Source organism: Paracoccus yibinensis (genome assembly GCF_030846195.1).
Taxonomy (GTDB): domain Bacteria; phylum Pseudomonadota; class Alphaproteobacteria; order Rhodobacterales; family Rhodobacteraceae; genus Paracoccus; species Paracoccus yibinensis.
This window is the reverse complement of the sequence record NZ_JAVCWH010000007.1, coordinates 128,520-149,581: the sequence shown is the minus strand read 5'-3', so window position 1 is coordinate 149,581 and position 21,062 is coordinate 128,520. Positions and strand designations below refer to the sequence as shown.

Genomic DNA, 21,062 nt, shown 5'->3' with positions numbered 1-21,062 from the left:
AAGACAGCTTGATTAGCGATCTGGACTGTGGTTCTTTGTTTTTCGGAATGACGTTCCGAATACGGAACAGGGAGAATCACGATGCATCCGCTTCTGCGGCAAAAGGAACGCTTTATTGCCAGGCAGGATGTGGCCAGCCTGATCGAGCGTCTGGCCGACAACCTGATCAACATCACCGACGAAACGGGTGAATTCCTGCTGCGGCTGGACGACGGGCGGGTGATCGACACCAAGGGCTGGGCCGGATGGGAATGGACCCACGGCATCGGACTTTATGGCCTGCTGAAGTACTGGCAACTGACCGGCAGCGACAAGGCCATGGGGATCATCCGCGACTGGTTCGACGCCCGGCTGGCGGAAGGCACGCCGACGAAGAACATCAACACCGTCGCCCCCTTCCTGACCTTGGCGCATCTTTACGAACGCGACCGCAACCCGGTCTGGGAACCCTATCTGGACACCTGGGCCGAATGGGTGATGGCGGAAATGCCGCGCACCCGCGAAGGCGGTCTCCAGCACATTGTCTACAACAGCGTGAACGACCAGCAGATGTGGGACGACACGTTGATGATGTCGGTCATGCCGCTGGCCAAGATCGGCCTGGTGCTGAACCGGCCCCATTATATCGACGAGGCGAAGTACCAGTTCCTGCTGCACGCCCAGTATCTGGCCGACACCCATTCCGGGCTGTGGTTCCACGGCTGGACCTTCGACGGCAACCACAACTTCGCCCGCGCGCTGTGGGCGCGGGGGAACAGCTGGATCACCATCGTGATACCCGAGTTTGTCGAGCTTCTGGATCTGCCCGAAGGCGATCCGGTCCGCCGGCACCTGCTGTCGCTGTTTTCCCGCCAGGCCGCCGCGCTGCGCGAGATGCAGGACGACAGCGGGCTGTGGCACACGCTTCTGGACGACAGGACCAGCTATCTGGAAGCGTCCGCAACGGCAGGCTTTGCCTATGGCCTGCTGAAGGGCGTTCGCAAACGCTATCTGCCCGCCGACTATGCGCCCGTGGCCGAACGCGCCATCAAGGCCGTCATCGACAACATCAACCAACAGGGCGAATTGCAGAACGTATCCTTCGGCACCGCCCTGGGCAGCGATCTGGACTATTACCGCCAGGTCAAGCTGACCTCGATGCCCTACGGACAGGCGATGGCGATGTTCGCCTTGGCCGAATACCTGCGCAGCTATATCTGACCCGACCGGTTCCTGGAGGAGGAGACCCGATGACCCGCACCATGCCGCTGACAGCCCTTGCCCTGATCCTGATGGCGGGCACAACCCAGGCCGAAACCCTGCGGTTCGGCTATGCCCAGAACGCCACGCCCACCGTCGAGGCGATGCAGAAGTTCGGAGAACTTGTCGCCGAGAAAACCGGCGGCGAGGTGACGGTCCAGTTCTTTCCCGACGGCCAGTTGGGCGGCGAACGCGAGATGATCGAGATGATGCAGGGCGGCGCGCTTGACATGACCAAGGTGTCGGCGGGACTTCTGGAAAGCTTCAATCCGATCTATGGCGTCTTCCCGCTGCCTTATCTGTTCAACGACCAGGACCATTTCTATGCGGCGATGGACAGCGCCGAGGTGATGGGGCCGGTCTACGACGCCACCCGCGACACGGGCTTCGTGGGTCTGACCTACTACAATTCCGGGGCGCGCAACTTCTATACCGTGGACACGCCGGTCCAGTCGGTCGAGGATCTGAAAGGCCTGAAGATCCGCGTGCTGCAAAGCCCGACCGCGATCCGCACCATCGAACTGCTGGGCGCCACCCCCGTCGCCATGGGCCAGGCCGAGGTTTACACCTCGCTCCAGCAGGGGGTTCTGGACGGGGCCGAGAACAACGAATTCGCCCTGACCGTCGCCCGCCATGCCGAGGTCGCCAAGCACTATAGCTATGACGGCCACACCCGCATCCCTGACATCCTGCTGATCGGCACCGCCACGCTGGACCGGCTGACCCCCGAACAGCGCACCGCCGTCCAGGAGGCTGCGCGCGAGTCGACCGAACACCACAAGAACCTGTGGGACGCAGCCGTCGAGGCCGAGCGCAAGAAGGCCGCCGAGGAGTTCGGCGTGCAGTTCTACGAACCCGACGTCGCGCCCTTCCGCAAGGCCGTGGCCCCGATCTATGACGAACAGACGGACGAGGCCAAGGCCCTGGTCCAGAAGATCCGCGACGCTGGCGGGGCGCAGTGATGACCGCCCTGCGTCGCGGGCTGGATTTCCTGCTGGGCTTCGTCTGCTGCGCCTTGCTTGCCGGGCTGGTGGTCGTGCTGGCTTGGCAGGTCGTCAGCCGATACGCGCTGAACGAGCCGTCCTCGATGACCGAGGAGATACTGCGTTACGGCGTGATCTGGATGTCGATGCTGGGTGCGGCCTATGCGGTGGGGCAAGGCAGCCACCTGTCGGTTGACATGCTGCGTGACCGGCTGGCGCAGACCGGCCGCATGCGGCTGGATGCGCTGATCGCGGTCGCCTTCGTGATCTTCGCCGGCGGCGTGCTGATCTATGGGGGAATGCGGGCCGTCACCATCGCCGCGCGCCAGACAAGCGCGGTGATGCAGCTCCCCATGAGCTGGATCTACCTGTCGCTGCCGGTCAGCGGCGCGCTGATGGTCCTTTACAGCATCCTGAACCTGATCGATCTGGGCCGGGGCGTGACCCACCATGTCGATCTGGAGGACGCAGACATGGTGGGGGAATAAGCCATGGCCGGAACCGCAAGCCTGATCCTGATCGGGGTTTTCGGGGTCATGACCCTGATCGGCATTCCCCTGGCCCTGGCGATCACCGCCGCGGCCTTTGCCGCCGTGCTGCTGGTCGTGCCGATGGACATGGCGCTGTTCACCTCGGCCCAGAAGATGATGGCCAGCCTCGACAGCTTCTCGCTGCTGGCGGTGCCCTTCTTCATCCTGTCGGGGGTCATCATGAACTCGGGCGGGATTGCCGTGCGTCTGGTCGATTTCGCCAAGCTGATCGCAGGCCGCGTGCCCGGATCGCTGGCCCAGACGAATATCGCGGGCAACATGCTGTTCGGGTCCATCTCGGGGTCGGCCATCGCCGCCTCGACCTCGATCGGGGGGGTGATGGTGCCGATGCAGAAGCGTGAGGGCTATGACCCTGGCTTTGCCGCGGCCGTCAACATCGCCTCGGCGCCGACGGGGATGCTGATCCCGCCGTCGACCGCCTTCATCATCTATTCGCTGGTGGCGGGCGGGGCCTCGATCGGGGCGCTGTTCCTGGGTGGGGCCGTGGCAGGTGTGCTGTGGGGCCTGGGCATGATGATCCTGACGGCCTTTGTCGCGCGCAGGCGCGCCTGGCCGGTGGCGGGGCGCGTTGGCATCTCAGAGGCGCTGCGGGTGATTTGGCGGGCCGTGCCAAGCCTGATGATGATCGTCCTGATCATTGGCGGCATCGTCCTGGGCGTTGTGACGGCAGTGGAAGCTTCGGGCATCGCCGTCATCTACACGATGCTGCTGGCCTTCGTGATCCACCGCACCAAGCCCATCAGCGAATTGCCGCGCTTTCTGATGGAAACGGTCCACATGACCGGCACCATCATGCTGCTGCTGGCCGCATCCGCCGCGCTGTCCTTCGCGATGGCCTTCACGGGAATCCCGGCAGCCGTGACCTCGCTGATCCTCGCCATTTCAGACGATCCGATCGTCGTCATGCTGATCATCAACATCGTCCTGCTGGTGGTCGGCTGCTTCATGGACATGGGTCCGGCGATCCTGATCTTCACGCCGATCCTGCTGCCGATCGCGCAGAAGGTGGGCTATGATCCGGTGCATTTCGGCGTGGTGATGATCTTCAACTTGGCCATCGGCACGATCACGCCCCCGGTCGGCACCGGCTTGTTCGTCGGCGCGGGCGTGGCGCGGGTCAAGGTCGAGACCTGCATCCGCGCGCTTGGTCCGTTCTATCTGCTGCTGGTGGCGATCTTGCTGGTGGTGAGCTATGTCCCGGCATTGACCATGTGGCTGCCGCGGTATTTCGGGCTGTAGGCCCGAGGCACCGCATGGGGAGGATGGAAGGGCCGGTCTCGGCCCTTTTACAATTGCTGGGGCGATGAAGCTGCCCAGGATTGTCCAGGTTTTCTGGGTGTGGTGGCCAGCCGCGTCATGGCTACACCGAAACCCAGGGACCCTGTGTGTGAGCGCCGGCTCAGATACTCGGCGCTTCATCGGAGGATTGCGCCAAAATAAAAGAGGGTTTTGGGGTATGCGTGCAGTGCTGACGGCACGCGAGTGCATCGTTCGGATGTGCACGACGATGATCAGCCAGAGCCCCGGTCTGGCCAAGACATTCGGTCCGACATTGGCGGAGGGCAAAGGGCAGGCCTTCGACCGGTCCGTTCGTCGGGCGTGCCAGATGATGTTGCCCTGCGCGATCTGTTCGAAAGGCTGCTGGCGGTGCTGTCCCGCCTCAAGGATCTGCGGTGCGCCTGACCGGCAACTTGCCCGCTTCGCACGGGAAGACGCGGCCTGCCGGATTGTCTCAAGCGCCCCTGGTGTCGGCACTGCTACAGTGATCGCCTTTGTGACGACTGTCGACGACCCGGCCCGGTTCCAAACCGCCTGCGATGTCGGCGCCTATCCTGGGCTGACGCCGAAGCGATATCAGCCGGGTGACGTGAACATCGGCGGCCGCCTCTCCAAGGCAGGAGATCGGTTGACCCGCAAACTTTTGTTCGAGGCAGCGACGGCGATCCTGTATCGGACATTGCCTTTGATCGCGTTGAGGCAATGGGGGCTGCGGCTGAGCGCCCACTCCGAAAGCGGGAAGGCCCGTGTTGCGCTGGCACGCAAGCTGCTGACAATACGGAAAACGAATTCGATGTTCTAAAACCGGAGCCTCGCAGCATAATTCAGGACCAAGGAATGCCAGGCATATCCCCGGATCTGGCCAAAGTGATCTCGAGACTCGCTTTGCTGCACGTCTTAGGACTGGCGCTGACAGCGTGTATCACATCGAGAGACCTTCAAGCATGGCGCCATTGTGAGGCAGGCCTGAACAGTTGACATAGAAGACGACAACGCAATGGAGGCACCGTGACGAAGATGACCCGGAAACGGTCTTGCCCGATGAGACGAAGCGCGTGCGCCGGATCTGTTGCGCGCTGGACCTGAACCTGCGGATCAAACCGCGACAACGGCTGAAACGCGAGAAGCCGGAAGCATTGTCTAGGCCGAAAGCGCCGAACATCACCTGGTCCATGCAACTTGCTTCGCGGATCTTCGGCTCATGGCCGATCGCCTGGCCGACGGACGGCAGGTCCGACTTCTGAACGTGCTGGATGACTTCAACCGCGAAGAACTGGGGACCAAAGTGGATTTCTCGCTGCCGGTCGAACGGGTCGTCCAGATCACCGAATGGCGCGGCAAGCCTCTGGCGATCAGGGCCGACAACAGGCCGGAATATGGCAGTTCGACGCTGACGACCTGGGCCGAGAAGCAGGGCATCACCCTGACCTGCATCCAGCCCGGCAGCCATGGCAAGACGCCTGCGTCGAACGGATAGAACCGGACGCTCCGTCATGAATGGCTGAACCTCCACCTCTTTGAAACCATCGAGGAGGTGCAGCAGATCGCCACCGAATGACTGTGGACCTGCAACAACGAACGCCCCAAAATGGGCATCGGCGGGATTACCCCCTGCCATGAAGCTGAGAATGGCCGCGTAAACTCCAAGGACGCACCCCGCCTAAAGCGGCGAGGACGACCGTTGCCCCTTCAGGCTCGAAGAACCTGATGCGTTGGCTGGAGCAATCATGCATTGTCTGATCATAGCGGATCAGCAGCAAGCATCGAAGCACCGGTGCACTGTCCCGACCAGTCTGTCCTTCCTTGTCCTTGCCTCAACCCTCTATCCCGTCATCGCTGCGACAGCAGGTTGAGAGCTGCGGTATAACGGCTGCTGGTCGTATTGGTCTGGACCTGCGACAGCGCAAGATAGCGTGTAACCAGCTTGTCGATCTTTTCGCTGGTGCCGATTTCGGAAAAGCTGCTGCTGCCAAGCACACGTTCGGACGCGGACATGAACAATTCCAACTGCCGGTCGACGGGCAGGTTGGCGATCGAACTGTTCATCCCTAAGGCGCCTTCGAAAACCGTTCGCAGCGCCTTGCTGCCCATGACTTCGTACCACATCGTCTTATCGCTGGAGGTGCGCGTGGCAAAGGCCTTCATTTCGTTGCGCGCATTCAGGGCCAGGCGATAGCTTTCGTTCCCTTCGCCGACACGTTTTTCGAACTGCCGTTGGACATAGGCGTCCGTGATCGTCTGGCCGGTCGCCGCAGCGTCGCCGATATTCCCGAAGGCCTCGGCAAATCTTAAATAACGCTTGTCGCCCAGCCTGTTGGCCAGAGAAGAGCGATCACCCAGATCCGATTCAAGAACCTTGCGGATGAAGGCCTTGTTGGCGATGTCGGTGTCCAGGCCAAAGGCGCCAAGCGCCACCTGCAACATCTTGTAATCACCGACTAGATCGTCCGCCGTGGTCGTGGTGGACAGGTTGCCCTTGAAATACGCGGCAGCGCGCTGGACCACGGGATCCTTGGCCGTTGCCTCGACCTGTCGGCTTTCCATCCTTTGCAGAACCCGCCACCCTGCCAGGCCGCCCAATCCCACAGTGATCGCAGTCATGGCACCCTCACTGGCGGCGGATCTGAATAAGGCGGTCTTCCTGGGGCAACAGATCACGCAACCGGCGCAGGGCCGGATAGATGGCGCCGGCTTCGATGCTGGCCCGCGCCTCGTGCAGGATGGCTTGGCTGTTGTCATCGTCGAAGACCAAGGCAAGCTGCGTGACCGCCAAAAGCAATTGGCGCTTGCCTTCGGCCGGTTCGGCGTCGCCCGACAGGATCAGTTGCGCGATGTAGCATGCCCGGCCGACAGGGGTATTGGCGCGGTCGGGATGAATGGCGTCCTTCAGACGAAGAACATGCGCATTCGGCGTGCGGATCGCGATCTTGGACCGGCGGTCGCCGTTTTCGATGACGGCACCGTTGATCAGCACCCGTTCGTTCGGGGCAAGCTTCAGGACAAGGCCGCTCATGCCGGTGCCTCCTGGCGCAGGCCGCGCATCATGGCCATGTTGATGTCGATCAGCGGATCGACTGTGGCACTTCCGCTCATGACGGCATGGCCGTGACGGATGCTGAAGATGGCCAACGACAAGAGGTCAGCCTTCAACCGATCTGGAAGAGAGTTTCCAGGATGCGAAAGGTCTGCCGCAAGGATCGTCCACAGATCGTTGTTCTTGTGGACGGCCATCAACCGCTCGGGCGTGGGCACATCTTCCCGCGCGCGACGCAGCATGTGCGTGATACGCGCGAAAATCGTGTATTCGTTGTCCTTGTCAGTCCGAACGGCGTTCGAGGCATAACCGACATGGGCTTGCATTGGCGTAACCGCGTTCAAGGTCATCAATCCCGATTTCTACCAGAAAACATGGTGAGGGCGGGGAGTGGAGGGCCAATTATGCCCCCCCACTCCGCCAAAGATCATCAGCGGAACAGGCTCAGGACGGCCGAGGGCGCCTGGTTGGCGATCGACAGGGCCTGGATGCCCAGCTGCTGCTGGGTTTGCAGCGCCTGCAGGCGGGCCGAGGCCTCCTCCATGTCGGCATCAACAAGCGCGCTGACGCCCATCTTCAGTGAGTCGGCTTGTTTGTTGAGAAAGCCGGCCTGAGCCTCGATTCGAGCCTGAGCAGCACCAAAAGACGCGGCTGCCTCGTTGGCCGTATCCAGCAGAGTATCGATATCATCGAGCGTCGCCGTGCCTACCGTCAGGGCAGCGCCCAAGGCTTCCAGGTCAAAGGCGGTTACCGTAAGTTCCTCTGCTGTCAAAGCGCCGGCGTCGTCGCGCTGGATGGACACCGTGACGTTCTGGTCCGTTGCAGCGGCGCTTGTCAGGTTGATGCCGTTGTACTGCGCGCTTGTCGCGATCGACACGATCGTGTCGGTCAGCGCAGTCACCTCAGCCTGCAGCTTGGCGGTGTCGGCATCAGGGTTTTCTGCTTGAACGATCTTCGTCTGGATCTCTTTCAGCTTCTCGCTGATCTGCTCGGCCGCATCGCGGGCGGTGCTGACCATGGCACCGGCCGAGGTCAGAGAGTTGCTGAGCGTCTTCATGGACTGAATGTCGGAATTCATCGTCGAGGCAATGGCCCAAGCCGAACTGTTGTCCTTGGCGGTTGCGACGCGAAGGCCGGTCGCAATTTCCGACTGCGCCTTGTTCAGGTTGCCGTTCACGTTCTTCAGGGTCTGCAGTGCAACGATGGCGCCGTTGTTGGTCAGAATACTGGACATGTTATCCTCAGATATAAGGGATGCTTTGCATCCTTGGTTTCGACGATTGGCCTTCTGACCTTGGGCGTTTATCCCTGTGCCGCTTTGGGCATGACCGCATTGCTAGCAGCCGGTGATTGATGGATAGTGAATTTGCCCCACTCTCTCAAAGGTTGAAAACGAAGGATTTTACTTAAAACCTTTGGGCCAGGATGGCCCGGGTCGGCGTGTTGTGGCGCTGACCAGTGTGGTCATAGGTTTGCAGGCTGCGGGCATTTTTCACGATATCCCGGATCTGGTCGATTGCCCGCTGCGTGCCGCGCGCCGAAGCCTCGGCCAGGCGCAGCAAGTGCTGCAAGGTTTGTTCGATCCTTGCTTTCGACGCGCTGTCCAGGCCATCGCGTTCGAATTGCCGGGCAAGCGCTTCGATTCGGTCAAGCGCCAGCGCCCCGTTGCCCTGGATGATGGCCTGCTCCACCCCGTCCAGAAGCTGGCGATGCTTGGGCTTCATTGTGCCAATTCCCTTGCAAAGCCGAAATCAAGCTGTTTGGCCAGGACGGCCGCCTGTTCCTGGATCAGGAAGCTGGAAAACTGATCCTCGCCGATTCCCCCGCCAAATGCGCCAGTATTGGATTTCGGGCCACAGTATTTCAGCATTTCCTCGAGAAAAGCCTGTTCCAGCTGTTCCGATGGCGGGCGCTGTGTCGGCACGGGGAACGGGGATGTCAAAGCCTGGTTTACCTGCATGTGAAGCTTCCTGATTGCGGATATTTTTCAGGACTAGCCTCTTGCAGTAAATAAATCGTAAGGACTCGGCCTTATCCCTGGGAAGGTCAGTTCAGGGATCAACCCATGTCCGAGTGTTCCATTTTACCCGTCGCTGCGATCCTTCCGATCGCCGCGCCTGCGGCATCTGCCGCGCCCGTCGAAGCCCAGATCGAGGGAGAGCTTTCGTCAGAAGCCGCCTTTACAGTCGATGAAGCCCCGCTGGAGGAGCTTGCCGCCGATACGGAGGCCGCGGATGCATCGCCGGCCGACATGCCGCCGCAGGACCTGCTGCAGATGCTGATAGAGGATTTGTCGGGAATCACGAGCGCCCTGCGAGAAGCCCCGCCGGCCGAAGCCGAGACGACTGTTTCTGCGCAGAAGGCGCCCGACATTCGCGCACGGGATGTGCAAATCCTTGCCGACGCCTCCCCGGAATCCTTGTCGGCCCCCGAGGCGGTGGTGCAGGCCGATGGTGGGGCCTCCCCGCTCGGTGCTGCATTGGCTGACGCCTCTTTCGTCGATGTTCTCTTGGCCGATTCGCCGCCGCCTGCGATGGTCGGAGGGAAAGAAGGCGCGCCCGCTCCGTCGCATCCTTCGCCGCCGAAAATTCCTGTCGCCTCCATTTCGCAGCAGATTGCCGAGGCCGTGGTGACGGCACGCGAGGATCGGATCGAGGTGGTCCTGGCGCCCGAGGAGCTGGGCCGGATCCGCATGGTCATGTCCGGACCCGAACACAATCCGCAAGTGCTGATCTGGGCCGAACGGCCCGAAGTGCTTGATCAACTGCGCCGCAATGCCTCGTTCCTGCAGGAATGTTTCGGTGATGCCGGGATGGCCGGTGCGTCCTTCGAATTCCAGGGCAACGGTTCGGGCGGATCGGGGGGCAGGCAATCCCTGCCCGACGCGCTTCAGCAAGGATTCGACATGCCCGAATCGGTTTCTGTCCCCCTGGCCTGGACGCCTTTGGTGATTCCGGCCCGGCTGGACATTCGCATCTGAAAGGAGAATCGCTTGGTTTCCGCAATCACCGCCAGCACGATCGCCTCGTCCGGGGCTGCCACACCAGTGACGGCAGGCGCCACAGCAGCCGGATCGACGAATTTCGACACTTTCCTGAGAATGCTGACCACCCAGCTGAAGAACCAGGATCCGCTGAACCCGATGGAGGGCAGCGACTTTGCGGTCCAGCTTGCGACATTCTCGGGTGTCGAGCAGCAGGCGCAGACCAACAAGCTTCTGGAAATGATGCTGATGCAATCGGGCGGCAGCCTGGGGCAGCTGGCGGATTGGATCGGGAGGGAGGTGCGCACCACCGAGCCCGTCTGGTTCGGGGACAAGGCACTGACGCTGGACATCGCGCCCGACAGCAGGGCCGACAGCGTGACGCTTGTCGTGTTGAACGAATCGGGGTCCGAGGTTTCGCGCGAGGAAATCGGACCGGGCGAGGGGCAGATCGACTGGTTTGGCCGCGACGAGATGGGCGAAAAGCTGGCCGACGGACGCTATTCCTTTGTGGTCGAAAGCAGCCGCGCGGGCGAGGTGATCTCGGAGGATGCGGTTGGCGCCTATGTTCGCGTGGCCGAGGCGGAACTTGGCAACCGAGGCATCGAACTGATTTTCGAGGGCGGCGGGTCGGCGCTTGCCAGCGATATCGAGGCGCTGCGCGGCACGGACTAAAGCTGCGTATCGCGGTTGCCGATGCGCAGCGTCGCCTCGATCTGCGGCAAAAGTCGCAGCAGGCAGGCAATCAGGCCGGGCGCGAAATACTTGCCGGGGGAAACGACGTCCAGAACCACGTTTCCCACACAGCCCTGCTGCAAGGCGCTGATGTCGCATCCGGCACAGCAAGGGCGGTGGCGACCTGCGATTCGGCCAGCAGAAGCGCCATGCCCGCAGGGGTCGGGCGAAAGGCACCGTGGCCGGCCTTCTGGACCAAGGGGCAGCCCGCCAGATCCTCCAGCCCCCGCAACTGGCTGCGGATCGCGGGCGTGGTCAGCCTCAGCAGGCCTGCCGCACCCGTCAGGCTGTCGCTGTCGGCTACCGCCCGAAGGTAGCGCAACTGGCGCAGCCGTTCCTATCCGGTTCGGCTTCCAGATTATCAGATTGCCCAGAAAATCTCTGCCCGTCGATCTCCTCCTGTCGGGCGACAGGGAGGAGATGATAACGGCGCACAGCATCGATTAACCACCCATCTGCCGCCGCAATTCCAGTCATTGATGTTGTCCTTGGAGCGGTGGCGCGACACTGGCGGGGGTCATCCGTCGCGGCGACGGAGGCCTGTCGGCCGAAGTTGGCACCAACAGCGACGGCGACGTGCAAGAGCGGCTGGACATCCCGGCCGATGCGCTGTTCCGCAATGCGCTGGGCGAGGCAAACCTGCGATGGCATGCCCGCGAGGGGCAGGATGCGCCTTGGCAATGCAGCCGGACGGGGCCTGCGCCTGATCGACGGCGCCAAGCGCGCCTGAAGGGGATGCGCGATGAACCAGATGACCCGCATCGACCCTGCGCTGGAAACAAGATGGCCCATGCCATGCGTGCGCTTGCCATGGACGCGGCCGAGACCGCGAAATCCGGCCATCCCGGCGCCCGTCGCCTCGGGCGGGATTCATGCGGGCCAGATGCACCAGCTGCTGACCTATGTGGGCGATGATGTCGTGCTGAAGTTCGGCGGCGGTACCATCGGCCACCCCCACGGCATCCAGCGGGCGCGGCCGCCAACCGCCTGGTCCTGGAGGCGATGGTCTTCGCCCGCAAAGCCGGCCGCGACATCTGGAACGAGGACGAGGACATCCTGCGCGATGCGGCCAAGACCTGCACGCCGCTGAAGCAGGCGCTGGCTGCGTGGAAGGACGTGTCCTTCAACTATGCTTCCACCGACATGCCCGACCTAGCGCCGAAGCCCGAAGTCTTGATGTGATCGCAGCGGTGCGTGTGAACACGCAGCCCGCGACCTTCGATGGCATCCGTAGGGTGAGCGCCTTCACGCACCGTCCCCGACCGCACAGAAGATCCTCATGAAACTGCGCCAAGGGCAGTTCGGCTTTCTTCCCGATCTTCAGATGACGACAGTCGCGTGCAGGGCCAAACGCCATCCACAACGGCTGGGCGGTATGCGTGGAACATACCGACGACCTGCTTCCATGGACAATCCCGCACCCCATCCATGTCGATCTGGCCCGCTCCTTCGGGGACAGCGGCATGCGCGATTTGCTGCGCGAGCTGGACAAGACCCTGATCGGCGTTGAAACCGTCAACTCCCTTATCCGCCAGATTGCCGCCCTGCTGCTGGTGGACAGGGCGCGGCGCCGATAGGGCTGGCCACGAAAACGCCTGCGCTGCACATGTCCTTCACCGGCAACCCGGGCATAGGCAAGACCACGGTGGCGCTGAAGATGGCCGACCTGCTGCACCGCTTTGGCTATGTCCGCAAGGGGCATTTGGTGACGGTAATGCGCGACGACCTGGTCGGCCCCTATATCGGCACACCGCCCCAAGACCAGAGAGGTGCAGAACGAGGGTATCGAGATCCTGCTCCAGGTGATGGAGAGCAGGCGCGACGACCGGGCGGTGATCATGGCGGGCTATGCCGACCGAATGGACCGCTTCTTCGCCTCGAACCCTGGCTTCCGCTCGCGCATCGCCCATCACATCGAATTCCGATCATACGGGCCCAGAACTGCTGCATGTCGCGGAACGGATGCTGGCCGCGCAGAACTCTCGCCTCGACGACGGCGCGCGGGTCGCCATGGGCGAATACATTGCCGCGCGCAGCCACCAGCCGCATTTTGCCGATGCCCGGTCGGTCAGGAACGCGCTGGACCGCGCGCCTGCGCCAGGCGAACCGGCTGTTCGACAAGGCGAAGGGCCCGCTGGGCGCCGACACGCTGTCCGCCATTACCGAACCCGACCTGCACGCCAGCCGCGTCTTCCAGGGCGCGGGCTTGCGGTGGACAGGCTTGACGGGGACCGCCGGACCGGGCAGGCCATCCAGCAGGCCGCCCAATAGGAACTCCGCCATGACCTTTGACCGCAGCATCAAGATCGCGCCGTCCATCCTGTCCGCCGACTTCGCCGATTTCGGGCGCGAGATCCGGGCGATCGAGGACCAGGGCGCCGACTGGGTCCATGTCGATGTGATGGACGGGCATTTCGTGCCGAACCTGACTTTCGGCCCCCCCGCCGTGAAGGCCTTCCGCCCGCATGTGCGGACCTTCATGGACGTCCACCTGATGATCGCCCCGGTGGACCCCTATATCGAGGCCTATGCCGAGGCAGGCGCAGACATGATCACCGCCCATGTCGAGGCCGGGCCGCACCCGCACCGCACCCTCCAGGCGATCCGGGCCACGGGAAAAAAGGCTGGGATCGCGCTGAACCCAGGCACCCCGGTCGAGGCGGTGGAATACCTGCTGGATCTGGCCGACATGGTGTTGGTGATGACCGTGAACCCCGGCTTCGGCGGGCAGAAGTTCATCCATTCCCAGATTGACAAGATCGCCCGGTTGCGCGGGATGATCGGCGACCGGCCGATCCACATCCAGGTGGACGGCGGCGTCGATCCCAAGACCGCGCCTGTTGTGGCCAAGGCCGGGGCGGATGTGCTGGTCGCGGGCTCGGCGGTCTTCAAGGGCGGCTCGGTCGGCCAGCCGGGGGTCTATGGCAACAACATCCGCGCCATCCGCGAGGCGGCCCGGGGGCTTGCCGAAGCCGTTTGACAATCCGACCCCCTCTGCGTTTCCTTCCGCCAAGGAAACGCAGGAGATGACGATGGATCTGGGCATCAGGGGAAAGCGCGGGCTGGTCTGCGCGGCGTCGAAGGGTTTGGGACGCGGCTGCGCCGAGGCGCTGGCCGAGGCGGGCGTGGATCTGGTCATCAACAGCCGGACCGAATCGGACATCACCCGGACCGCCGAAGAAATCGCCGCGAAACACGGCGTCAGCGTCACGCCCGTCGCCGCCGACATCGCCACCGACGAAGGCCGCGCCAGGGTGCTGGAGGCCGTGGGCCAAGCCGACATCCTGGTCACGAACGCGGGCGGCCCGCCGCCGGGCGACTGGCGCGACTGGAGCCGCGATGACTTCATCCGCGCCATCGACGCCAACATGCTGTCGGCCATTGCGCTGATGCAGGCGCTAGTCCCCGGCATGATGGAGCGGGGATGGGGCCGCGTCGTCAACATCACCTCGCAGTCCGTGCGCTCGCCCATTGCGGTGCTGGGCCTGTCGAACACGGCGCGCGCCGGGCTGACCGGGTTCGTCGCTGGCATGTCGCGGCAGGTGGCGGGGCATGGGGTCTGCGTGAACAACATCCTGCCCGGCATCCACGCGACCGACCGGGCCGTCAGCCTGGACAAGGGCGTCAGCGACAGGCAGGGCATCAGCCTGGAGGAGGCGCGCCGCCAGCGGCAGGCGACCATCCCCACCGGCACCTATGGCACGCCCGAGGATTTCGGCGCGACCTGCGCGTTCCTGTGCAGCCAGCAGGCACGCTTCATCGTGGGACAGAACATCCTTCTGGACGGCGGCGCGCTGAACGTGACGATCTAGGCCCGCTGCCCGGTCATCAAGCGATAGTCGCGCAGGATCAGCCCAAGCTGCTGCCGGCGCGCCTGGGGGTCGGCCAGCAGCGCGCACAGGGCTCGGGCGCGGGCCGAGATCTGCTGGCAGGAGTCGGGATGGGCACGCGCCCAGGCCAGCTTCCCGGCCAGGTCGCCCGCGCCAGGACGAAGCGGGATATAGTGCTGCCAAGGCTGGAAGATGGCCCGCGCGAAGGTTTCCCAGCCGTCCTCCTCGAGCAGCACGACCGAATTGCTGTTGGCGAGGGGCAGGAAATCCTCGGACCCCGAGGTCGCGCCCAGGCAGATCAGATAGCGGTGGGACAGCAGGAAGTCGTCGCCCTTCCGCACTGCAATCAGATGCGCCAGCCCCACGCGATCCAGGGCACGCGCCCCCCGCGCATCGGGCGTCAGGCCCGCGTCGACATCGGTCGATCCCAGATGACGCAGCGCCAAGGCCACGCGCGTCGCGCCCGTCAGGTCGGCCTCCGACCCGCCTGCCAGCACATCCGTCACTACCCGATGCAGAGGGCGCACCGGCCGGCCGTCCCTTGTGATCACATGGCCCGACAGATCGCCGCGAAAGACCGCGCGGTCCAGCTTTTCGGCCCAGGGCGGGTCTATGCGGTCGGGCCGGCCCAGATAGCCGTCGTTGCCAAGCCGGTGGATCCAGGGCATCGGCCACAGGAACACATTGGCGGCCCCCGCCCGGCGGCTGGGGGCCAGGACCGGACCGGTTCCGCCGGGAAATCCCGGCTGCGTCTCGACGAAATAGCTGCCGCGATCCGCTGCCTGGGCCATGTCGTTGGCCGTCGTCGCGATGCGGAGCAGGCGGGGCGATCCGGGCGCGGCATAGAAGAACCCGTCCGGCGCGCGCCGGATGGGCAGCATCCCGCCCTGGCCGTCGCGGACCTCGCCCCGGTCCAGATCAATCAAGGCCCCGGCGGGTGGGGTCGTTCCTTCCTTTGCAACCCGGGCCGGAAGGGCGGTGCGCACGATATCTGCCGTCACGGACCGGCTGTCCGGCGCATCGTTGGACTGCGGCATCGCCAGCATCCGCGACAGACCGGCCAGATAGCCTTCGCGGCGCGACCTGACGCCCGCGCCGGGGCGGTGCGGGCAGGTCCGCAGGTCGAACCACGGGGCCAGGGCATCGCGGTAATCGCCTGGGGTGGCGTGGTCGATGTCGATCTCCACGAACTCGGCCCGGTTCGCGAAATAAGCGCGGCAATCGGCCAGATGAGCGTCCCATTCAGCCGCCCACAGGTCGGCCAGATCGGCGACGGCGACGCCCCGGATCTGGGCATGGGCACGGGCATAGCTGCCGCCCCGGTGCATGTAGCGGCTGATGACCCAGTCCTCGACCCGCCGGGTGTTCAGCAGGAAGACCGAACCGGGATGGCTGTCGTCAAGAAAGCGGAACTCCTTGAAAGCCTCGACGATGGGCATGTTCAGATAGCGCACCGATTCCATGTCGGTGAAGGCCACCGTGTCGCCCCAGGGCTGCAAGGGCTTCGCGCCCGTCAGCTTTGACCAGGCGATATCCTCGGCCAGAGCGCCTTCGGCCCAGTGGACGGCCGGATAGCCGTTCATCTGAAACAGCCTGGCGATGAAGGTCGTGCCGCACTTGTTGAAGCCGATCTGGAAGAATTTGCGCGCCACGCCGCCCCCTGCCCGATGCCGCGCAACCTTGGGTCGATGCGGGAATGCTGTCAATCGGACGGCTACGACAAAAGGCTTGCCTTGGACTTGCCGCCCGGCTAGCTGTCAGCCATCGGAACTCGGGAGAAGCTGGCCCGCGCCAGTGCCGAAGGAGCAGCCGCCCCGGCGAACTCTCAGGCAGAAGGACCGTTTTCCGCCAGAAGCTCTGGAGAGTGGCCGTTCCGGCCCGCCGAAGGGATAACGATCTCAGGCGCCCAACCCGGCAGGTCCGGGCGGGCAAGGACAGAGGGGGCATCGTCAACGGGGGAAGCCCCGCAACCGATGCCGGCTGTCCGGCTGTTTGAGAGAGGGAGGTCACATGACCAACGACCCGCGCCGGACCCCGCTTCACGACCTGCACCTGTCGCTGGGCGCCCGGATGGTGCCCTTTGCCGGATGGGAAATGCCGGTCCAGTATCCCATGGGTGTGATGGCGGAACACCTGCATACCCGCGCGCGGGTCGGGCTGTTCGATGTCAGCCACATGGGGCAGGTCCTGGTCACGCCGCAGGGCGGCCACATGGCGGCCGCGGCGCTGACGCTGGAAAGCCTGATCCCGGCAGATGTGCTGGGCCTTGCGCCAGGCCGGCAGCGTTATGGGCTGTTCACGAACGACGCTGGCGGAATCCTGGATGACCTGATGTTCGCCAATCGGGGCGATCACTTCCTGCTGGTGGTCAACGCCGCCTGCGCCGAACAGGACATCGCGCATCTGCAAACGCTGGACGGGGTAACGGTCACGCCGGTCACCGACCGCGGGCTGCTGGCCCTGCAGGGTCCGCTTGCGGCCGAAGTGCTGGCCCGGCTGGTCCCGGCCGTTGCCGAAATGCGCTTCATGGACAGCCAGATCCTCGACCGGGATGGCGTGGAGCTGTGGGTTTCGCGGTCAGGCTATACGGGCGAGGACGGGTTCGAGATCTCGGTCCCCCGCGCATGCTTGCGCGATTTCGCGCAAGCGCTGCTGGATCAGCCCGAAGTCGCGCCCATCGGCCTTGGCGCGCGCGACAGTCTGCGGCTCGAGGCGGGAATGCCGCTTTACGGGCATGACATGGACGGCGGTGTGACGCCCGCGCAGGCGGCGCTTGGCTGGTCGATCCCCAAGGTTCGCCGGACGAATGGCGCGCGGGCGGGCGGTTTTCCGGGGGCAGGGATCATTCTGCCCGAACTGGCCGATGGCGCGGCGTCGGTGCGGCGCGGCCTTCGCCCCGAGGAACGGGCACCGATCCGCGAGGGCGTGGCGATCTTCGACCAGGCCGAGGGCGGGGAGGCGATCGGTCATGTGTCCTCGGGCGGGTTCGGGCCGTCGGTCGGCGGCCCCGTGGCCATGGCCCGGCTGCCTGCGGAACTGCCGGATGGCGCGACGGTCTACGCCGAACTGCGCGGCAAGCGCATCCCTGTCGCCATCACCCCCCTGCCTTTCGTCACCCCGTCCTACAAACGCTGAGGAGCCTGACCCATGCTGAAATACACCGAAGACCATGAATGGCTGCGCGCCGAAGGGGACGAGATCGTCGTCGGCATCACCCCTCATGCCAGCGAACAACTGGGCGATGTCGTTTTCATCGAACTGCCCGAGAAGGGCCGTGAGGTCCAGGCGGGCGACGAGGTCGTGGTGATCGAATCGGTCAAGGCGGCGTCGGACATCGCGGCCCCGGTGGCGGGGGTGATCACGGCGGTGAACACGGCCCTGGCGGACGCGCCGGGCAGCGTGAACGACGATGCCTTGTCCGCCTGGTTCTTCCGCATCAAGCCATCCGATGCGGGCGCCATGGACCGCTTCATGGACGACGCCGCCTATCAGGCGTTGATCGGCTGATGTCGCCCGGGGGCTGTCTGCCCCCGGACCCCCGAGGATATTTGAGCCAAGGCAAAACCGCTTTGGAAAGAAGGCGATCATGACCCGCTGGACCCTGACCGACTACAACCCCGACGATTTCGCGAACCGCCGCCACATCGGTCCCTCGCCCGCCGAGATGGAGGCGATGCTGAAGGTCGTGGGTGCCGACAGCCTGGATGCGCTGATCGACCAGACCGTGCCGCAGGCAATCCGGCAGGACACGCCGCTGGACTGGCCCGCGCTGTCCGAAGCCGCGCTTCTGGACCGGATGCGGCGGGTCGCGGCCAGGAACACGGTGATGACCAGCCTCATCGGCCAAGGCTATTACGGCACCGTCACGCCGCCCGCGATCCAGCGCAACATCCTGGAAAATCCCGCTTGGTACACGGCCTATACCCCCTATCAGCCCGAGATCGCCCAAGGGCGGCTTGAAGCACTTCTGAACTTCCAGACCATGGTGGCCGACCTGACCGGGCTGCCGGTCGCCAACGCATCCCTGCTGGACGAGGCGACGGCCGCGGCCGAGGCCATGGCCATGGCGCGCCGGCAGTCGAAGTCCAAGGCCGACGCCTTCTTCGTGGCCCATGACCTGCATCCCCAGACCATCGCCGTGATCGAGACGCGGGCCGCGCCACTCGGCATTCGCATCGTCAAGGCCTCGATCGACGATCTGCAAGCGGATCAGGTCTTCGGCGCGATCTTCCAGTATCCGGGCACCTATGGCCATATTCGCGACCTTACGCCCGAGATCGAGGCCCTGCATGCCGCAGGTGCGCTGGCCGTGGTGGCGACCGACCTGCTGGCGCTGTGCCTTTTGCGCGAGCCAGGCGCGATGGGCGCCGACATTGCCGTCGGATCGGCGCAGCGGTTCGGCGTGCCGATGGGCTATGGCGGGCCGCATGCCGCCTACATGTCCTGCCGGGACGATTTGAAGCGGGCCATGCCGGGGCGCATCGTCGGCGTTTCCATCGACGCCAAGGGCAACAAGGCTTATCGCCTGTCGCTGCAAACCCGCGAGCAGCATATCCGGCGCGAGAAGGCGACCTCCAACGTCTGCACCGCGCAGGCGCTGCTGGCGGTGATGGCCTCCTTCTATGCCGTGTTCCACGGTCCCGAAGGACTGCGCGCCATTGCCCAGCGGGTGCATCTGCACGCCGTCACCATCGCCGACGCCCTGCGCGCCGCCGGGGCCGAGGTGGCGCCCGATGCGTTCTTCGACACGATCACCGTCAAGGTTGGCGTCGGCCAGCAAGGCATCATGGCCGCCGCCCGCCATCGCGGCATCAACCTGCGCAAGGTCGGGCGCGACCGGGTGGGCATCAGTGTCGATGAGACCACCGACTTGGGCGTGATCACACGCCTGCTGGACGCCTTCGGCATCACCGATGCGGCAGAAGCGGCAACCGGTCCGGCGATCCCCGACGCGCTGCTGCGGGACAGCGACTACCTGACCCATCCGGTCTTCCACATGAACCGCGCCGAATCCGAGATGATGCGCTATATGCGCCGCCTGTCGGACCGGGACCTGGCGCTGGACCGGGCGATGATCCCGCTGGGCAGCTGCACCATGAAGCTGAACGCCGCGGCCGAGATGATGCCGATCACCTGGCCCGAATTCGGCGCGCTGCATCCCTTTGCCCCTGCCGACCAGGCTGCGGGCTATGCCGAGGCGATTGGCGACCTGACGGAAAAGCTGTGCCAGATCACCGGCTATGACGCGTTTTCCATGCAGCCCAACAGCGGCGCGCAGGGGGAATATGCGGGGCTGCTGACCATCGCCGCCTATCACAAGTCGCGCGGCCAGGATCGGGATGTCTGTCTGATCCCGGTCAGCGCGCATGGCACGAACCCGGCATCCGCGCAGATGTGCGGGATGAAGGTCGTGGTGGTGAAATCGGCGCCCAACGGCGACATCGACCTTGAGGATTTCGCAGACAAGGCCGCAAAGGCGGGTGACAGGCTGGCCGCGGTGATGATCACCTATCCCTCCACCCACGGCGTTTTCGAGGACACCGTGCGCGAGGTTTGCGAAATCACCCACCGGCATGGCGGCCAGGTCTATATCGACGGGGCCAACATGAACGCGCTTGTCGGGCTGGTTAAGCCGGGCGAGATCGGCGGCGACGTGAGCCACCTGAACCTGCACAAGACCTTCGCCATCCCCCATGGCGGCGGCGGTCCGGGCATGGGGCCGATCGGGGTCAAGGCGCATCTGGCGCCCTTCCTGCCGGGCGATCCGCAGACGGGCGAAGGCGCGGTGTCGGCGGCGCCCTATGGATCGGCCTCGATCCTGCTGATCTCCTGGGCCTATTGCCTGATGATGGGCGGCGCGGGGCTGACGCAGGCCACGCGGGTGGCGATCCTGAACGCGAACTATATCGCCTCGCGGTTGGCCGGGGCCTATCCGATCCTGTTCATGGGCAATCGGGGCCGGGTCGCGCATGAATGCATCATCGACACGCGCCCCTTTGCCGATCATGGCGTGACGGTGGACGACATTGCCAAGCGCCTGATCGACAACGGCTTCCATGCGCCGACGATGAGCTGGCCTGTCGCCGGCACGCTGATGGTGGAGCCGACCGAGTCGGAGACCAAGGCCGAGATCGACCGCTTCGTCACCGCCCTGCTGGCGATCCGGGACGAGATCATGGACGTGGCCGAAGGCCGTATTGCCGCCGATCAAAGCCCGTTGCGCCACGCGCCGCATACGGTCGAGGATCTGGTGGCCGATTGGGACCGTCCCTATTCGCGCGAACAGGGCTGCTTCCCGGCGGGCGCCTTCCGCGTGGACAAGTACTGGCCGCCGGTGGGCCGGGTGGACAACGCCTATGGCGACCGCAACCTGATCTGCACCTGCCCGCCCTTGGAAAGCTATGCCGAGGCGGCGGAATAAAACGGCAG

General features: G+C 64.5%; 20 protein-coding genes, 3 pseudogenes and 1 riboswitch. Of the genes and pseudogenes, 15 read left to right on the top strand and 8 right to left on the bottom strand.

Annotated elements, in window-relative coordinates; translation table 11 throughout:
* Positions 1-81 precede the first annotated feature (81 nt).
* The 6 genes and pseudogenes from bglB to RAH32_RS15310 form a co-directional block, all read left to right on the top strand.
* Positions 82-1,200: a beta-galactosidase BglB gene (gene bglB / locus RAH32_RS15335; RefSeq protein WP_306608919.1), complete on the top strand. Its 1,119-nt coding sequence runs from the start codon at positions 82-84 to the stop codon at positions 1,198-1,200.
* A gap of 29 nt (positions 1,201-1,229) precedes the next feature.
* On the top strand, positions 1,230-2,201 hold the full coding sequence (locus tag RAH32_RS15330; RefSeq protein ID WP_306608917.1) for a TRAP transporter substrate-binding protein: 972 nt from the start codon (positions 1,230-1,232) through the stop codon (positions 2,199-2,201).
* Complete coding sequence (locus RAH32_RS15325) at positions 2,201-2,710, top strand: TRAP transporter small permease (RefSeq protein WP_306608915.1); 510 nt, start codon at positions 2,201-2,203, stop codon at positions 2,708-2,710. Before RAH32_RS15330 ends, RAH32_RS15325 begins: the two co-directional genes overlap by 1 nt.
* A gap of 3 nt (positions 2,711-2,713) precedes the next feature.
* Positions 2,714-4,012, top strand: coding sequence for a TRAP transporter large permease (locus tag RAH32_RS15320; protein WP_306608913.1), 1,299 nt, complete (start codon positions 2,714-2,716; stop codon positions 4,010-4,012).
* 217 nt (positions 4,013-4,229) lie between these two features.
* Positions 4,230-4,853 (top strand): transposase, encoded by a 624-nt coding sequence (locus RAH32_RS15315; RefSeq protein ID WP_306608911.1) that lies wholly within the window; start codon positions 4,230-4,232, stop codon positions 4,851-4,853.
* A 247-nt stretch (positions 4,854-5,100) separates the two neighbouring features.
* Positions 5,101-5,691: pseudogene (locus RAH32_RS15310) on the top strand (integrase core domain-containing protein); the annotation flags it as partial.
* 190 nt (positions 5,692-5,881) lie between these two features.
* Here the strand turns inward: RAH32_RS15310 and RAH32_RS15305 are convergent.
* The 6 genes from RAH32_RS15305 to RAH32_RS15280 all read right to left on the bottom strand — a co-directional run bounded on the left by RAH32_RS15305 (position 5,882) and on the right by RAH32_RS15280 (position 9,045).
* Positions 5,882-6,652 (bottom strand): DUF1217 domain-containing protein, encoded by a 771-nt coding sequence (locus RAH32_RS15305; protein ID WP_306608909.1) that lies wholly within the window; start codon positions 6,650-6,652, stop codon positions 5,882-5,884.
* A gap of 7 nt (positions 6,653-6,659) precedes the next feature.
* Positions 6,660-7,064 carry a flagellar biosynthesis repressor FlbT gene (gene flbT, locus RAH32_RS15300; RefSeq protein WP_306608907.1) on the bottom strand — a complete coding sequence of 135 codons (405 nt, stop codon included), beginning with the start codon at positions 7,062-7,064 and terminating at the stop codon, positions 6,660-6,662.
* A complete protein-coding gene (gene flaF, locus RAH32_RS15295; RefSeq protein WP_306608958.1) occupies positions 7,061-7,435 on the bottom strand; it encodes a flagellar biosynthesis regulator FlaF in 375 nt (124 codons plus the stop codon). The genes flbT and flaF overlap by 4 nt, the downstream gene beginning before the upstream one ends.
* Before the next feature lie 80 nt (positions 7,436-7,515).
* On the bottom strand, positions 7,516-8,319 hold the full coding sequence (locus RAH32_RS15290; protein ID WP_306608905.1) for a flagellin: 804 nt from the start codon (positions 8,317-8,319) through the stop codon (positions 7,516-7,518).
* Between the two features lie 172 nt (positions 8,320-8,491).
* Complete coding sequence (locus tag RAH32_RS15285; RefSeq protein WP_306608904.1) at positions 8,492-8,809, bottom strand: hypothetical protein; 318 nt, start codon at positions 8,807-8,809, stop codon at positions 8,492-8,494.
* Positions 8,806-9,045, bottom strand: coding sequence for a rod-binding protein (locus RAH32_RS15280; RefSeq protein WP_306608902.1), 240 nt, complete (start codon positions 9,043-9,045; stop codon positions 8,806-8,808). The genes RAH32_RS15285 and RAH32_RS15280 overlap by 4 nt, the downstream gene beginning before the upstream one ends.
* A 105-nt stretch (positions 9,046-9,150) precedes the next feature.
* Here RAH32_RS15280 and RAH32_RS15275 point away from each other — a divergent pair, with 105 nt between their 5' ends.
* Together RAH32_RS15275 and RAH32_RS15270 are read left to right on the top strand one after the other, a co-directional pair.
* Positions 9,151-10,065: a flagellar hook-length control protein FliK gene (locus RAH32_RS15275; RefSeq protein WP_306608901.1), complete on the top strand. Its 915-nt coding sequence runs from the start codon at positions 9,151-9,153 to the stop codon at positions 10,063-10,065.
* A gap of 12 nt (positions 10,066-10,077) precedes the next feature.
* Positions 10,078-10,743: a flagellar hook capping FlgD N-terminal domain-containing protein gene (locus RAH32_RS15270; RefSeq protein ID WP_306608900.1), complete on the top strand. Its 666-nt coding sequence runs from the start codon at positions 10,078-10,080 to the stop codon at positions 10,741-10,743.
* 70 nt (positions 10,744-10,813) lie between these two features.
* On the opposite strand, the gene RAH32_RS15265 is transcribed toward RAH32_RS15270, so the two are convergent.
* The gene (locus RAH32_RS15265; protein WP_306608898.1) at positions 10,814-11,125 is read right to left on the bottom strand and encodes a helix-turn-helix domain-containing protein; all 312 of its coding nucleotides are present in this window, start codon (positions 11,123-11,125) and stop codon (positions 10,814-10,816) included.
* Positions 11,126-11,653: 528 nt separating this feature from the next.
* Here RAH32_RS15265 and RAH32_RS15260 point away from each other — a divergent pair.
* From RAH32_RS15260 to RAH32_RS15245, 4 genes and pseudogenes are all read left to right on the top strand, one after another.
* A pseudogene (locus RAH32_RS15260) lies at positions 11,654-11,985 on the top strand (RuBisCO large subunit C-terminal-like domain-containing protein); the annotation flags it as partial.
* Positions 11,986-12,200: 215 nt separating this feature from the next.
* Positions 12,201-13,003: pseudogene (locus RAH32_RS15255) on the top strand (CbbX protein); the annotation flags it as partial.
* Between the two features lie 81 nt (positions 13,004-13,084).
* Positions 13,085-13,783 (top strand): ribulose-phosphate 3-epimerase, encoded by a 699-nt coding sequence (gene rpe, locus RAH32_RS15250; protein WP_306608956.1) that lies wholly within the window; start codon positions 13,085-13,087, stop codon positions 13,781-13,783.
* Between the two features lie 52 nt (positions 13,784-13,835).
* Entirely contained in the window at positions 13,836-14,615 is a 780-nt protein-coding gene (locus RAH32_RS15245) for an SDR family oxidoreductase (RefSeq protein ID WP_306608954.1), read from the top strand.
* On the opposite strand, the gene RAH32_RS15240 is transcribed toward RAH32_RS15245, so the two are convergent.
* Positions 14,612-16,285 carry a glycosyl transferase family 90 gene (locus RAH32_RS15240; protein WP_306608896.1) on the bottom strand — a complete coding sequence of 558 codons (1,674 nt, stop codon included), beginning with the start codon at positions 16,283-16,285 and terminating at the stop codon, positions 14,612-14,614. The genes RAH32_RS15245 and RAH32_RS15240 overlap by 4 nt on opposite strands.
* A gap of 110 nt (positions 16,286-16,395) precedes the next feature.
* Positions 16,396-16,484: riboswitch (glycine riboswitch) on the top strand.
* Between the two features lie 159 nt (positions 16,485-16,643).
* On the opposite strand from RAH32_RS15240, the gene gcvT reads away from it, so the two are divergent.
* The 3 genes from gcvT (at position 16,644) to gcvP (ending at position 21,054) form a co-directional block, all read left to right on the top strand.
* Positions 16,644-17,768 carry a glycine cleavage system aminomethyltransferase GcvT gene (gcvT, locus tag RAH32_RS15235; RefSeq protein ID WP_306608894.1) on the top strand — a complete coding sequence of 375 codons (1,125 nt, stop codon included), beginning with the start codon at positions 16,644-16,646 and terminating at the stop codon, positions 17,766-17,768.
* Positions 17,769-17,783: 15 nt separating this feature from the next.
* On the top strand, positions 17,784-18,140 hold the full coding sequence (gene gcvH, locus RAH32_RS15230) for a glycine cleavage system protein GcvH (RefSeq protein WP_306608952.1): 357 nt from the start codon (positions 17,784-17,786) through the stop codon (positions 18,138-18,140).
* A gap of 79 nt (positions 18,141-18,219) precedes the next feature.
* Positions 18,220-21,054 (top strand): aminomethyl-transferring glycine dehydrogenase, encoded by a 2,835-nt coding sequence (gene gcvP, locus RAH32_RS15225; RefSeq protein WP_306608892.1) that lies wholly within the window; start codon positions 18,220-18,222, stop codon positions 21,052-21,054.
* Positions 21,055-21,062: the final 8 nt, after the last annotated feature.